The sequence below is a fragment of the Pseudomonas sp. D3 genome, assembly GCF_029320995.1.
Taxonomy (GTDB): domain Bacteria; phylum Pseudomonadota; class Gammaproteobacteria; order Pseudomonadales; family Pseudomonadaceae; genus Aquipseudomonas; species Aquipseudomonas paraveronii.
The window spans coordinates 1,396,594-1,410,407 of the sequence record NZ_CP119772.1 but is presented as its reverse complement, the minus strand read 5'-3'; the positions used below and the strand labels follow the sequence as shown (position 1 = coordinate 1,410,407).

At 61.2% G+C, this 13,814-nt stretch carries 14 protein-coding genes; 4 read left to right on the top strand and 10 right to left on the bottom strand.

All coding sequences use genetic code 11. The features are described 5' to 3' along the window. Window positions 1-225: 225 nt before the first annotated feature. The 4 genes from P3S72_RS06275 to cmoB are packed head-to-tail and all read left to right on the top strand — an operon-like array spanning window position 226 to window position 3,005. Complete coding sequence (locus tag P3S72_RS06275; RefSeq protein WP_253393531.1) at window positions 226-615, top strand: protease inhibitor I42 family protein; 390 nt, start codon at window positions 226-228, stop codon at window positions 613-615. Between the two features lies 1 nt (window position 616). Beyond that, window positions 617-1,273: a lysoplasmalogenase gene (locus P3S72_RS06270; protein WP_276196645.1), complete on the top strand. Its 657-nt coding sequence runs from the start codon at window positions 617-619 to the stop codon at window positions 1,271-1,273. A 35-nt stretch (window positions 1,274-1,308) separates the two neighbouring features. Further along, the gene (gene cmoA, locus P3S72_RS06265; RefSeq protein ID WP_247402160.1) at window positions 1,309-2,052 is read left to right on the top strand and encodes a carboxy-S-adenosyl-L-methionine synthase CmoA; all 744 of its coding nucleotides are present in this window, start codon (window positions 1,309-1,311) and stop codon (window positions 2,050-2,052) included. Beyond that, the gene (cmoB, locus tag P3S72_RS06260) at window positions 2,049-3,005 is read left to right on the top strand and encodes a tRNA 5-methoxyuridine(34)/uridine 5-oxyacetic acid(34) synthase CmoB (protein WP_276196644.1); all 957 of its coding nucleotides are present in this window, start codon (window positions 2,049-2,051) and stop codon (window positions 3,003-3,005) included. Before cmoA ends, cmoB begins: the two co-directional genes overlap by 4 nt. 152 nt (window positions 3,006-3,157) lie before the next feature. On the opposite strand, the gene tadA is transcribed toward cmoB, so the two are convergent. The 10 genes from tadA to lptF form a co-directional block, all read right to left on the bottom strand. Next, complete coding sequence (gene tadA / locus P3S72_RS06255) at window positions 3,158-3,655, bottom strand: tRNA adenosine(34) deaminase TadA (RefSeq protein WP_276196643.1); 498 nt, start codon at window positions 3,653-3,655, stop codon at window positions 3,158-3,160. Then, on the bottom strand, window positions 3,655-5,037 hold the full coding sequence (locus P3S72_RS06250; RefSeq protein ID WP_276196642.1) for a multicopper oxidase family protein: 1,383 nt from the start codon (window positions 5,035-5,037) through the stop codon (window positions 3,655-3,657). Before P3S72_RS06250 ends, tadA begins: the two co-directional genes overlap by 1 nt. Window positions 5,038-5,275: 238 nt before the next feature. Further along, a complete protein-coding gene (gene pdxJ / locus P3S72_RS06245) occupies window positions 5,276-6,019 on the bottom strand; it encodes a pyridoxine 5'-phosphate synthase (protein ID WP_276196641.1) in 744 nt (247 codons plus the stop codon). Between the two features lie 51 nt (window positions 6,020-6,070). Beyond that, window positions 6,071-6,760 carry a DNA repair protein RecO gene (recO, locus tag P3S72_RS06240; RefSeq protein WP_253393525.1) on the bottom strand — a complete coding sequence of 230 codons (690 nt, stop codon included), beginning with the start codon at window positions 6,758-6,760 and terminating at the stop codon, window positions 6,071-6,073. A gap of 156 nt (window positions 6,761-6,916) precedes the next feature. Continuing rightward, a complete protein-coding gene (gene era, locus P3S72_RS06235; protein ID WP_247403227.1) occupies window positions 6,917-7,819 on the bottom strand; it encodes a GTPase Era in 903 nt (300 codons plus the stop codon). Next, a complete protein-coding gene (gene rnc, locus P3S72_RS06230; protein WP_276196640.1) occupies window positions 7,812-8,501 on the bottom strand; it encodes a ribonuclease III in 690 nt (229 codons plus the stop codon). The genes era and rnc overlap by 8 nt, the downstream gene beginning before the upstream one ends. Before the next feature lie 147 nt (window positions 8,502-8,648). Beyond that, the gene (gene lepB, locus P3S72_RS06225; RefSeq protein WP_276196639.1) at window positions 8,649-9,503 is read right to left on the bottom strand and encodes a signal peptidase I; all 855 of its coding nucleotides are present in this window, start codon (window positions 9,501-9,503) and stop codon (window positions 8,649-8,651) included. A gap of 5 nt (window positions 9,504-9,508) precedes the next feature. Then, window positions 9,509-11,308: a translation elongation factor 4 gene (lepA, locus tag P3S72_RS06220; protein WP_247403232.1), complete on the bottom strand. Its 1,800-nt coding sequence runs from the start codon at window positions 11,306-11,308 to the stop codon at window positions 9,509-9,511. A gap of 151 nt (window positions 11,309-11,459) precedes the next feature. Next, entirely contained in the window at window positions 11,460-12,539 is a 1,080-nt protein-coding gene (gene lptG, locus P3S72_RS06215) for an LPS export ABC transporter permease LptG (protein WP_276196638.1), read from the bottom strand. Beyond that, the gene (gene lptF, locus P3S72_RS06210; protein WP_276196637.1) at window positions 12,532-13,650 is read right to left on the bottom strand and encodes an LPS export ABC transporter permease LptF; all 1,119 of its coding nucleotides are present in this window, start codon (window positions 13,648-13,650) and stop codon (window positions 12,532-12,534) included. The genes lptG and lptF overlap by 8 nt, the downstream gene beginning before the upstream one ends. Window positions 13,651-13,814: the final 164 nt, after the last annotated feature.

Below are 13,814 nucleotides of genomic sequence, written 5' to 3'. Positions count from 1 at the left end.
CTCTCCCCTGTGGCGAGGGAGCTTGCTCCCGCTGGGCTGCGCAGCGGCCCTGAAAGCCAGTCACCGAGTTTTGCCTGAATAAACTCGGTGACCTCCTTGGGGCTGCTTCGCAGCCCAGCGGGAGCAAGCTCCCTCGCCACAGAAGCAGTCCGCCACCGCCCGCTTGCCACACCCTGCCTCATCTTCGGTTATGCTCGCCCTTCGTCGCACATCAACGGAGCCCCCATGACCGCTGCCCGCCTGCTTCTCCCCTTGAGCCTTGCCCTGCTGGCCGCGTGCGCCAGTGCCCCACAGCAAAACGTCAGCGTGGAAAAACAGAGCACCTGCCCGCTCCAACTCAAAACCGGACAAAACCTGATCCTGACCCTGCCAAGCAACCCCACCACTGGCTACCGCTGGGCCATCCAGGATTCCGCCGGCGGCGTGCTGCGCGCACTGAGCCCCGAGGTCTACAGCAGCACAGAATCCGGCGTGATCGGCGGCGGTGGCCAATCCACCTGGCGCTTCCAGGCCTTCGCGTCCGGCCAGGGCCGTTTGCGCCTGACCTCCCAGCAGCCCTGGGAACCGGAAGCCGAACCGACCGAGACGTTCGACTGCGCCATCACGGTGAACTGATATGCCATGGCTGATTCTTGCGTTGATGGGCGCCGGCACCTTTATCTACGGCCTGACCGTCCATGCGGCGTTACTGTGCCTGCTGGTCAAACCGTTGCCGGTCCTGGCGCTGCTGGGCTGGCTGCATGATGCGCCGCCGAGCGACTATCGACGCTGGATCAGCCTGGGGCTGATTTTTTCCCTGGTCGGCGATGTGCTGCTGGCATGGCCGGGCGACTTGTTTATCTTTGGCCTGGGCGCGTTTCTGTGCGCGCACCTGGCGTACCTCAAAGCCTATTTCAGCGACTGCCGACGCTTGGCGTGGCTGCCGTTGGTGCTGGCGCTGGGCGTCGGGGCGATGCTGCTGAGCATCCTGATTTCCCATGGGCTGGGCGAGTTGCTGATTCCAGTGGTGGTTTACGCGCTGGTGATCAGCGCGATGCTCTGGCGGGCGCTGGCGCGACTGGGCAGCGCGGTGCCCAAGCGCTCGGCGTTACTGGCAGCGGCGGGTGCCATATCGTTTGTGGTTTCCGACACGCTGATCGGCATCAACCGGTTTGTGCTGAGCTTCGATGCCGCGCCGTACCTGCTGATCAGCACTTACTGGCTCGGCCAGTGGGGTATCACCGCCTCGGCGTTCCATCAGACAACCCGCGCATCTGCGGAGCAACTTGGCTAAAATGCCGGCCTTTCCCCCTCGTCGCTGGAACAACCGTGAGCAAAGAACCCGATCGCCTATTCGCCCAGCCCCTGCCCCAGGTGCCGGACTTCGCCTTTAACGAGGACGTGGTGCGGGTGTTCCCGGACATGATCAAGCGCTCAGTGCCCGGTTACCCGACCATCGTCGAAAACCTCGGCGTGCTCGCCGCGCAGTTTGCCCAGCCCAACAGTGCACTGTACGACCTGGGTTCGTCCCTCGGCGCGGTTACCCAGGCGTTGCGCCGCCACGTGCGCACCGACGGGTGCCACGTCATCGCGGTGGATAACTCGGCGGCGATGGTCGAGCGCTGCCGCGAGTACCTCAATGGCCAGGACTCGATGTTCCAGGAGTTGCTGCCGGTTCAGGTGATCGAGGGCGATATCCTCGCGCTGCAGTTCCAGCCGGCCTCGGTGGTGGCGCTGAACTTCACCCTGCAATTCATCGCTCCCGATCAGCGCCTGGCGTTGCTCGGGCGCATCCGCCAAGCGCTGTTGCCGGGCGGTGCGTTGATCCTCTCGGAGAAGCTGCGTTTCAATGATGCGCAAGAACACGCGCTGCTCACCGATCTGCATGTCGCGTTCAAACGCGCCAACGGCTACAGCGAGCTGGAAATCGCCCAGAAGCGCAGCGCCATCGAAAACGTCATGAAGCCCGACAGCCTCGAAGAACACCGCGAACGCCTGCTGGCGGCCGGGTTCTCGACCGTCGTGCCGTGGTTCCAGTGTCTTAACTTTGCCTCGTTGATTGCCTTGCCATGATTGATCTGTCCCCCCTCGCCCGCCACTTGGTCGGCACTCCCCTGGCCGTATGGGCCCAGGGCCTGCAAGCGCAACTCGATAGCAAGATGGAAAAGGGGCATGGCGACCTGGAGCGCTGGCAGAGTGCGCTGGATGCACTGCCGAAAATCCAGCCCAGCGAAGTCGATTTGCTCAATGGCCTGACCCTCGACACCGTTTGCGACGACGCCACCCGCGCGCAAATGCATACCGCGCTGATGGGCCTGAGCCCGTGGCGCAAAGGCCCGTTCCACCTGTTCGGCGTGCATGTGGATACCGAATGGCGTTCGGACTGGAAGTGGTCGCGGGTCGCGCCGCACCTGGACCTGAACGGTAAACGCATTCTCGATGTCGGCTGCGGCAACGGCTATTACATGTGGCGCATGCTCGGCGCCGGTGCCGACAGCGTGATCGGCGTGGACCCGAACTGGTTGTTCTTCTGCCAGTTCCAGGCGGTACAGCGCTACCTGTCGGCACCGAACGCCTGGCACCTGCCGTTTCCGTTCGAGGACTTGCCGGCGAACCTGGAAGGCTTCGACACTGTGTTTTCCATGGGCGTGTTCTACCACCGTCGCTCACCGATCGAGCATTTGCTGGCGCTGAAAGACTGCCTGGTCAAAGGCGGTGAACTGGTGCTGGAAACGCTGGTGGTCGAAGGCGATCAGCAACAGGTGCTGGTACCGGAAGACCGTTACGCGCAGATGCGCAACGTGTGGTTCCTGCCGTCGGTGCCGGCATTGATGCTCTGGCTGCGCCGGGCCGGCTTCAGCGACGTGAGGTGCGTGGATGTGAGTGTGACCACGGTGGAGGAACAGCGGGGGACGGAGTGGATGAAGTTTCAGTCCCTCAGCGACTTCCTCGATCCAGAGGATCACAGCAAGACGATTGAAGGGCTGCCGGCGCCGATGCGGGCGGTGATCATCGCCAAAAAGTAACCCCCAATCTCCCTGAAAAAATGAAACTCAATGTGGGAGGGGGCTTGCTCCCGATGGCGGTGGGTCAGCAATAGATAAGCTGACTGACACACTGCTATCGGGGGCAAGTCGAATCGTCGCACCGCCCCTCCCACATTTGTCCTCAGTGTTCTTTAGAGTGGGGGCTTGGTTCTACGAGCCTTGAAGAACTCACTCAACACCGTCCCGCATTCCTCGGCCAGCACCCCGCCTTCATACAACACCCGATGGTTGAGAAACCCCTGGGTAAAAAACTGCCCCTGGCTTTGCACAATCCCCGCCTTCGGCTCCAGCGCGCCGTACACCACCCGCGCGATGCGCGAATGCACGATCAGGCCCGCGCACATGCTGCACGGTTCCAGCGTCACATACAGCGTGCTGCCGGGCAGGCGATAGTTGCTCAGCGCCTGGGCGGCGGCGCGGATGGCGACCATTTCGGCATGGGCGCTGGGGTCGTTGCCGCTGATCGGGCAATTGAAGCCACGGCCGATGATGACACCGTCCTGCACCAGCACCGCGCCCACCGGCACTTCGCCCAACGCCGCGCCCTGTGCCGCCAGTGTCAGGGCTTCGCGCATGAAGTCCTGGTCGCGGCTGCGGTCGATAATCGCCGTGGGGCGAAACTGGCGCATCACGCCACCTCGATAGCGGCCATCAGGCCGGTTTCCATGTGGTCGATCACGTGGCAGTGGAACATCCACACCCCCGGGTTATCCGCCACCAGCGCCACGCGGGCGCGTTCGTTCTTGCCCAGCAGGTAGGTGTCGGTGAAGTACGGAATCACCGCGTGGCGGTTCGAGGCGATCACTTTGAAGCTCATGCCGTGCAGGTGGATCGGGTGTTGGTACTGGGTCATGTTTTTCAGTTCAAAAATGTAGCTTTTGCCCTTCTCCAGCTTGGCAATCGGGCGGTCGGCGCAGGTCTTGTCGGTGATGTCCCAGGCCTGGCCGTTGATCTGCCACAGGCTGGGCGGCTTGCCGTTGTCGACGTTGACCGACACCGAGCCGACCCATTCGAAATTGAAGTTGAGTTTCTCGGCGTTGGCCAGGTCCGGCTCGCTGATCGGGTTGGCGGGCAGCGCAGGCGGCCATTCAGTCGGCGCGTCGGCGTTGGCCACCGACCGGAACGTGCCCAGGCGCACCGGGCCGTTGCGGATCGACAGTTCTTCGCCCGCCGGCGGCGCCTTGATCGCCAGGCAGATACGCATGCCCGGGCCGAGCCAGTATTCCTTGCCGAGGGGGCGCGGCTCGATGGGGTTGCCGTCCAGCGCATAGATCTGCGCGTCGACGTCGGGAATATTGAGGCGATAGGTCAGCGTGTTGTCGAGGTTGAGCAAGCGCACGCGGGTGATCTGCCCAGCGGGTAAATCGATCACCGCCTGGGACACGCCATTGATCGTCGACAAGCGCCCGGCTGTGCCGCCACGCGCCGCTTCACGGGGCACGCTGAACGCGACAAAGGCGCCCTCTTCGTCGACGTGCCAGCTTTTCAGGCTGAGGGTGCGTTCGTGCTTGAAACCGGTGGGCTCGCGCTCTTCGACGATCAGCGGGCCGACCAGGCCACGGCCGAGTTCTTCGCTGCTGTTCACGTGAGGGTGATACCAATAGCTGCCGGCGTCGGGCACGCGGAACTTGTAGTCGAAGTATTCGCCGGGCAATACCGGCAATTGCGAGACATAGGGCACGCCGTCCATTTCCAGCGGCAGGCGGATGCCATGCCAGTGGATGGTGGTGGCGACCGGCAGGTGATTGATGAAACGCACCCGCAGCCATTCGCCCTGGCGCACTCGCAGCTCGGTGCCGGGCGCCGACGGGCCGAACGCCCAGGCTTGGGTTGTGTGCCCCGGCACCAGCTCCACATCGAGGGGCGCGGCGATCAGTTCGTAGTCGTGTCCCGCCTCGGCCTCGGCGACCTTGCCCAGCCAATAGCGGTAGCCGCCACCGGCACCGACGCCCACTACGGCCAGGCCGGTAAGACCACCCAGGATTTGTCGACGGGAAAAGGATCGGGACACAACAACCTCACGTATCTGCCGCAGGCGCAGGGCCTGCAAAGGGCAGATACGATACACCTGCGACGGCTAAACAGTAAGGCTTCGCATTGCCGCATACCGAAAACACCGAGGACAATGTGGGAGGGGGCTTGCTCCCGATGGCGGTGGGTCAGTCAGCTTATGTGTAGCTGATCCACCGCCATCGGGAGCAAGCCCCCTCCCACATTTTGAGCTTCAGTGTTTTCTAGAGGGTGTTTGCTCAGGCTTTGGCAGCGGCCAGGATCAGGGCCTTCATCTCGGCGACCGCGCCTTTGAAACCAACGAACAGCGCATGCGCCACCAGCGCATGGCCGATGTTCAGTTCGTTGATGCCCTTGATCGCGGCCACGGCTTCGACGTTGTGGTAGTGCAGGCCGTGGCCGGCGTTGACGATCAGGCCGTGGTTGAGACCGCAGTTCACGCCTTCAATGATGCGTTGCAGCTCATCGGCGACTTCGGTCGGCGTGGTCGCATCGGCATAACGCCCGGTGTGCAGCTCGATGGCCGGCGCGCCAACGCGGTGCGAGGCTTCGATCTGGCGTTCATCGGCGTCGATAAACAGCGAGACTTCGCAGCCGATCCGCGACAGGCGCTCCACTGCGGCCTTGATCCGCGCCTCCTGGCCGGCCACGTCGAGGCCGCCTTCGGTGGTCAGTTCCTGACGGGTCTCCGGCACCAGGCAGATATGCGCCGGGCGGATGCGCTCGGCGAACGCCATCATTTCTTCGGTGACGCCCATTTCGAAGTTCATACGGGTTTGCAGCACATCCTTGAGCAACAGCACGTCGCGCTCCTGGATGTGCCGGCGGTCTTCGCGCAGGTGTACGGTGATGCCGTCGGCGCCCGCTTCTTCGGCGTCCAGCGCGGCTTTGACCGGGTCCGGGTAACGGGTGCCCCGGGCCTGGCGCAGCGTGGCGACGTGGTCGATGTTGACGCCGAGAAGAATGCGATTGCTGGTGGTCACGGAAGCGCTCCTGAAAAGGGAAAGAAACGCTGCACAGCATACACGGGGTTGTCAGGGCTTTCGAAACAACTCGCGACTGACCAGCGGCCGCCCGCCCAGATGCACGGCCAGGGCCTGGCGCATCAGGCGCTTGGCGGCGGACAAAGCGCCAGGAGCGCTCCAGTCGGCTTCGCTCATGGCCAGCAGTTCGGTGCCCTGAAACAGGCCGGGTTGCAGCAGGTACACACGCTCCAGGCCGGCGTCGACTTGCAGGCGATACATGCCGTCGGCGGCAATGGGCTCGCCGTGCAGGTCGTTGCTCAGTTCAAAGCCGTAGCCCAGGTCGTCGAGCAGGCGCCATTCGAACGCGCGCAGCAGCGGTTCCAGCGGGCGGCCTTCGGCCAGGGCCAGCAGCGTGGCGGCGTAGTGATCGAAGACCGCCGGGTGCGGGTCTTCGGCGGGCAGCAGGCGGATCAGCAATTCATTGAGATAGAGGCCACTGAACAGCGCTTCGCCATTGAGCCAGGCGGAGTTGCCGACGCTTTCCAGGCGGCCGACGTTTTTCAGCTCGCCCTTGCCACGAAACTCCACGTCCAGCGCCACGAACGGCCGCGCCAAGGTACCTGTCTTGCCCCGCGCACTGCGCAACACCGCGCGCAGGCGCCCCTGGGGCGTGAGGAAGTCCACCAACGCGCTGGTCTCGCGGTAGGCGCGGCTGTGCAGCACATAGGCGGGTTGGCTGGGAGGCGGGGTTGAGGACATGGGTTCTCGTTGCTGGAATGCACTAGTGAAAACAACACAAACCTAATGTGGGAGGGGGCTTGCCCCCGATGGCGGTGGCTCAGTCAAAATATTTAGTGACTGACACTCTGCTATCGGGGGCAAGCCCCCTCCCACATTTTTTGCCCTGCGGTGTCCTTACAGGTCGCCGTAACCCAGGGAGCGCAATGCGCGCTCATCATCGGACCAGCCACCCTTCACCTTCACCCACAGGTTCAGCATGATCTTGGAATCGAACAGCAATTCCATGTCCTTGCGCGCTTCAGTGCCGATGCGCTTGATGCGTTCGCCCTTGTCGCCAATGATGATTTTTTTCTGGCCGTCACGTTCGACGAGAATCAGCGCATGGATATGCAGGGTCTTGCCCTGTTGCTTGAACTCTTCGATTTCGACGGTGATCTGGTACGGCAGCTCGGCGCCCATCTGGCGCATGATTTTCTCACGCACCAGTTCGGCGGCGAGGAAACGGCTGCTGCGGTCGGTGATCTGGTCTTCCGGGAAGAAGTGCTCGTTCTCCGGCAGGTAGCCGGCGATCACGCGCTCCAGGGCTTCGAGGTTGTGCCCGTGCTGGGCCGAGATCGGCATGATCTGGGCATTCGGCAGTTGTTCCTGCAGCCAGCTCAGGTGCGGCATCAGCTCGGCTTTGTCTTCGATGCGGTCGGTCTTGTTCAGCGCGACGATCAACGGGCCGGTGACGTACTGCACGCGCTCGAGAACCATCTGGTCTTCGTCGGTCCACTTGGTGCGGTCGACCACGAAGATCACCACGTCGACGTCTTTCAACGCGGCCGAGGCGGTCTTGTTCATGTAGCGGTTCAGGGCTTTCTCGCCGCCTTTGTGCATGCCCGGGGTGTCGACGTAGACCGCTTGCACGGTGCCTTCGGTCTTGATGCCCAGCATGTTGTGACGGGTAGTCTGCGGCTTGCGCGAGGTGATCGCGAGCTTCTGGCCGAGGATGTGGTTCAGCAGCGTGGACTTGCCCACGTTGGGACGGCCGACGATGGCAACATAGCCACAGCGTGTTGCGGTTGAATCAGTCATGGCCATTCTCCACGCCCAGGGCAATCAGTGCTGCAGCGGCCGCTACCTGTTCGGCAATACGACGGCTCACACCCTGACCTCGGCTTTTTTCATTCAATAAGGTGATTTCACATTCCACGAAAAATACGCGGCAATGCGGCTCACCCTGGATATCCACCACTTCGTAGCGTGGCAGTTCGCACCCGCGGGACTGCAGGAATTCCTGCAGGCGGGTCTTGGGATCTTTGTTGGTGTCGACCAGGGTCAGGCTTTCGATCTCGGACGTCAGCCAAGCGGTGACGCGCGTCTTGGCCGCTTCCATGCCTGCATCCAGATAGATGGCGCCGATCAGCGCTTCAAGCGCGTCGGCCAGGATTGACTCGCGACGGAAACCGCCGCTCTTCAACTCACCGGAGCCCAGGCGCAGGTACTCGCCCAGGCCAAAGCCACGGGCCAGAACGGCCAGGGTCTCGCCCTTCACCAACCGCGCACGCAAGCGCGACAGCTGGCCTTCACGGGCTTGAGGGAAGCGTTCGAACAGGGCTTCACCGGCGACGAAATTGAGGATGGCATCACCGAGGAATTCCAGGCGTTCGTTGTTACGCCCTGCAAAACTGCGGTGTGTGAGGGCAAGGACCATCAGTTCCTGGTCTTTGAAGGTGTAGCCGAGCAGGTGCTCGAGACGACTTAGAGAAACGCTCACGGTTTACCCATATCTGTTTGGTGGCACCGGCGGCCATCGACGATTGACGCAGTGTTCAAATTCAAATCCTGGTTGGCGCTGCATGAGGCTGGAGATTGTCCAAGCCCCAAAAAAGCATTCGGCGCTGTGATCACAGCGCCGTCTGTATTACTTGATCAGCCCGACCCGCGAGAAGTTCGGCAGGTGGCTGAGTTTGGGTTCCGGCCAGCTCATCCAGACCGCGAAGGCCTTGCCGACGATATTCTGGTCGGGAACCATGCCCAGCAGATCCTTGGGAATGGTGGGATCATCCCAATAGCGGCTGTCGTTGGAGTTGTCGCGGTTGTCGCCCATCATGAAATAGTGCCCGGCCGGCACTTTCCATTCGCCATCAGGCATTGCGCGGTAGCGACTCATTTCCTTGCGGATTTGGTGCTCCACCGCACCGAGTTTTTCCTGATACAGCTCGGCGCTGCCCAGGGTGTTCGGTTCGGCACCCAGTAGCTGCTCGGCCACCGACTCACCGTTGATGAACAGGCGCTTGTCGCTGGTGTAGCGAATCACGTCACCCGGCAGGCCGACCACACGCTTGATGTAGTTGACGTTCGGATCGCTCGGGTAGCGGAACACCATCACATCGCCGCGCTGCGGGTCGCCGATCTCGATGACTTTTTTGTCGATCACCGGCAAGCGAATCCCGTAGGAAAACTTGTTCACCAGGATGAAGTCGCCCACGTCCAGGGTCGGCTTCATCGACCCCGACGGAATCTGGAACGGCTCCACCAGGAACGAACGCAGCACCAGCACGATGAACAGCACCGGGAAGAACGATTTGCCGTATTCAACCAGCAAAGGTTCTTTGTTCAGCTTCTCGATCACCACGACGTCGGGCTGGCTGACGCTGCCCTGATAGGACGCGATAGCCGCCCGCCGACGCGGGGCGAAGAACACCAGATCGAGCAACGCCAGGAGTCCGCAAACGGCAACGGCGATGACCAGCAACAGCGGGAAATTTAGCGACATAGGACCTAACTATCCAACCTGAGCACCGCAAGGAAGGCTTCTTGTGGAATTTCCACGTTGCCCACTTGCTTCATGCGTTTTTTACCGGCCTTTTGCTTCTCAAGCAGCTTGCGCTTACGGCTGACGTCGCCACCGTAGCATTTGGCCAGTACGTTCTTTCTGAGTGCCTTGACGGAAGTCCGCGCAATGATCTGCCCACCAATGGCGGCCTGGATCGCGACGTCGAACATCTGGCGCGGAATCAGTTCTTTCATCTTCTCGGTCAACTGTCGACCTTTGTAGTGCGCGTTGTCCTTGTGCACGATCAGTGCCAGGGCATCGACCTTGTCGCCGTTGATCAGCACATCCAGCTTCACCAGATTAGCCGACTGGTAACGATCGAAGTGGTAATCCAGCGAAGCATAGCCGCGACTGGTCGATTTGAGACGGTCGAAGAAGTCCAGGACCACTTCGTTCATCGGCAAATCGTAGGTCACTTGCACCTGGGTCCCGAGGAACAGCATGTCGTGCTGTATGCCACGTTTCTCGATACACAGGGTAATGACGTTGCCCAGGTGCTCCTGCGGCACAAGAATATTGGCGCGCACGATCGGTTCGCGCATGTCTTCGATGGAAGACAGGTCTGGGAGCTTGGAGGGGTTGTCGACGTAAATCGTTTCACCGGTTTTGAGCAACAACTCAAAAATAACGGTTGGCGCGGTGGTGATCAGGTCCAGGTCGTATTCGCGCTCAAGGCGCTCCTGGATGATCTCCATGTGCAGCATGCCGAGGAACCCGCAACGGAAACCAAAGCCCAGGGCGTCGGAGCTTTCCGGGGTGTACTGCAACGACGAGTCGTTGAGGGTCAGCTTTTGCAGGGCTTCGCGAAAGTCTTCGAAGTCGTCGGAGCTGACCGGGAACAGGCCGGCGTACACCTGCGGCTGGATGCGTTTGAAGCCCGGCAGCACGTCGACGTCAGGGGTGGAACTCAAGGTCAGGGTGTCACCCACCGGCGCACCGTGAATGTCCTTGATGCCGGCGATGATGAAGCCGACTTCACCGGCTTTCAGATCAACGGTGGCGGTGTGTTTGGGGTTGAACACACCGACGCTGTCCACCAGGTGGATCTTGCCGGTGGATTTGACCAGGATCTTGTCGCCTTTCTTCACACGGCCATGGCGCACGCGTACCAGGGAGACAACCCCCAGGTAGTTGTCGAACCAGGAGTCGATGATCAACGCTTGCAGCGGATCTTCGTAGTTGCCGGTTGGGGCGGGAATGGTTTTCACCAGGCGTTCGAGCACTTCGTCGACGCCCTGGCCGGTCTTGGCGCTGCACTCGACGGCGTCGGTGGCGTCAATGCCGATGATTTTTTCGATTTCTTCCTTCACGCGGTCCGGATCGGCCTGCGGCAGGTCGATCTTGTTCAGCACCGGCATGACTTCCAGGCCTTGCTCGATGGCGGTGTAGCAGTTGGCCACGGACTGGGCTTCAACACCCTGCCCCGCGTCCACCACCAGCAGCGCGCCTTCACAGGCCGCCAGGGAACGACTGACCTCATAGGTGAAGTCGACGTGGCCGGGGGTGTCAATGAAGTTCAGCTGGTACTTGATACCGTCTTTGGCGGTGTAGTACAGGGTAACGCTGTGGGCCTTGATGGTGATCCCGCGCTCGCGCTCGAGGTCCATGGAGTCCAGCACCTGGGCTTCCATTTCACGCTCGGCAAGGCCGCCGCACATCTGAATGAATCGATCGGCCAGCGTCGACTTGCCATGGTCAATGTGGGCGATGATGGAGAAATTGCGGATATGACTCAAATCACTCACGGATCAACACTCAAAAAGGCTGCAGGCAGACTGCCCGCTGAAAAATAGCCGGGAATTGTACCTGATGCTCGGGCCAGGCGTCATCTTTGCTGACCAGAACAAAAATGCCCCGATCTCTCGAACGGGGCATTTTTTGTTCATAAGCGCACGATCACCCGGCGCGGCGCAGCAGCCAGAACCCGGCCAGGGCGCATATAGCGGTCGGCACCAGCACCGCAAACAACGGTGAGAAACCGAACACGAGGCTCGACGGGCCCAGCAAATCCTGGGCAATACGGAAGGCAAAGCCCACCAGCACGCCAGTAAAGACCCGCTGACCGAGGGTTACGGAGCGCAACGGGCCGAAGATAAACGAGATCGCCATCAGCACCAGCGCGGCGGTGACGACCGGTTGCAGCACCTTGACCCAGAACGCCAGCCAGTAACGGCCGTTATTCAGGCCCTGATCCTTGAGGTAGTGGATATAACTCCACAAACCGGAGATCGGCAGGGCTTCCGGGACCATGACCACAGTGTTGAGCAGTTCCGGCTTCAGGGCGATGTCCCATTGTTCGGTGGGCACATTGATCACTTCGGTGCTGGCCTTGATGCCCTGGCCCACATTGCGGAAGTAAGTGGTGGTGACATCACTCAGCGTCCATTTCTCAGCACTGTACTGCGCGCGCTTGGCGAAACTGGAGGTCAGCATGTGCCGCTCTTTGTCGAACGTGTAACGCGTCACACCAATCAGCAGCCCGTCGGGCTGCACGGCGTTGATGTGGATGAATTCATCACCCTGACGGTGCCACAGGCCGTGCCTGGCGCTTTGCGCATCGCCCGAACCCTGGGCCAGGGCACGATTGGCCTGGGCAGTGGCTTCGGACGGTGGCGCCACGTACTCGCCTATCAGCACGCTGCACGCCATCAGCAACAGCATCGGTTTCATGACTGCCCAGACGATACGGCCGATGGAAACCCCCGCCGCACGCATGATCGTCAGCTCGCTGTTGCTGGCCAGGCCGCCCAGGCCGATCAGGCAGCCGATCAACCCGGCCATCGGCATCATCTCGTAGAGACGACGCGGAGCGGTCAGCGCCACGAAGCTCAATACATCCATCACGGTATAGGTGTCGGTGACGTTGCCCACTTCATCAATGAAGGCGAACAACGACGCCAGCCCGAGGATGATGCCCAGTACCGCCAGGATGGCGATCAGTACGCTGCTACCAATGTAGCGATCGAGCTTAGTCACGCGCCAACTCCTTCAGGCCACGACGGCTCTTCATTTTCAAACGTATAGGTTCCCAATAGAGCAGCCCCAGGCCGATCACCAGGAAGATGCCATGCACCCACCAAAGGCCGATGACTGGCGACAACTTGCCTTTTTCCAGGGCGCCACGGGCGGAAATCAGGATGGTCAGGTAGGCCATGTACAGCAAGATCGCCGGCAACAGTTTGAGGAAACGGCCCTGTCGCGGGTTTACACGAGACAGCGGCACGGCCATCAGGGTCACGATAAACACCAGAAGCGGCAGGGAAATACGCCATTGCAGCTCGGCGATGGAGCGCAGTTCGGGGCTGCCGAAAAGCGACGACGTCGGGAGCGCATCGCGGTCGGTGACTTCTTCGCTGATCTCAGGACGAGCCAGCATTACGCCATAAGTGTCGTATTTGATTGCCCGATAATCCGCCAGGCCCGGGCTGCCATCATAACGATAGCCATTTTCCAGGATCAGGTAACGGCTGCCGTCGGGGCGAACTTCCTGGCGGCCGCTGTCGGCCACCAGAATCGAAATACCACGATCTTTCTGGTTCTGCCCAAAGTTTTTCTGGGAAATGAACACACCGCCGAGGTTGGCGCGGTCATCGGTCATGGTTTCGGTGTAGGTGACCCGCGTGCCGTCGTTGAGTGCCTGAAAGCGCCCGGGCTCCAGGGTGTCGAACTCGGTCATCGCGTCCTGTTTGTTCAACAGCAACTGGAACTGCATGGCGCCTTGAGGCGCCAGGCTCATGCTCAACCAGGCCACCATCAGGGCAACACCGGCGGCCGGCACCATGGTCATGGCCAGCAGACGCTGCTGACTCATGCCGGTGGCCGAAAGCACGGTCATTTCACTTTCAAGGTACAACCGGCCGTAGGCCAGAAGAATGCCGAGAAACAGGCCGAGCGGCAGGATCAGCTGCAGGAAACCTGGCAGGCGAAAGCCCATGATCAAGAACAACGAGCCCGGATCCAGGGCGCCAGAAGCCGCCTGGGCAAGAAACTTGACGAAACGACCACTCATGATGATGACCAGCAACACTGCGCTCACGGCACTCAGGGTCAACAGGACTTCGCGGGACAGATAACGGAAGACGATCAAACCAGACACTCCAGGGTTGTCAGGCTAAGGCGGCCAAACAAGCAAGCATAACGAGTCGACCCGTTTAAACAGGCCGGCTAAAAAGATGGCGCATTATCCTGTGATTGACCGCGCCTGTCACGGGGCTTACTCATGCGCGTACACAAAGCGTGCGGCAAGGGTTG

What these genes read in the sequence shown, in the direction of transcription:
- P3S72_RS06270 (WP_276196645.1), top strand. Translation starts at nt 617, where the DNA reads ATGCCATGGCTGATTCTTGCGTTGATGGGCGCCGGCACCTTTATCTAC.
- P3S72_RS06275 (WP_253393531.1), top strand. Translation starts at nt 226, where the DNA reads ATGACCGCTGCCCGCCTGCTTCTCCCCTTGAGCCTTGCCCTGCTGGCC.
- tadA (WP_276196643.1), bottom strand. Translation starts at nt 3,655, where the DNA reads ATGCGCCAGTTTCGCCCCACGGCGATTATCGACCGCAGCCGCGACCAG.
- recO (WP_253393525.1), bottom strand. Translation starts at nt 6,760, where the DNA reads ATGTCCTCAACCCCGCCTCCCAGCCAACCCGCCTATGTGCTGCACAGC.
- era (WP_247403227.1), bottom strand. Translation starts at nt 7,819, where the DNA reads ATGACTGATTCAACCGCAACACGCTGTGGCTATGTTGCCATCGTCGGC.
- lepB (WP_276196639.1), bottom strand. Translation starts at nt 9,503, where the DNA reads ATGTCGCTAAATTTCCCGCTGTTGCTGGTCATCGCCGTTGCCGTTTGC.
- cmoB (WP_276196644.1), top strand. Translation starts at nt 2,049, where the DNA reads ATGATTGATCTGTCCCCCCTCGCCCGCCACTTGGTCGGCACTCCCCTG.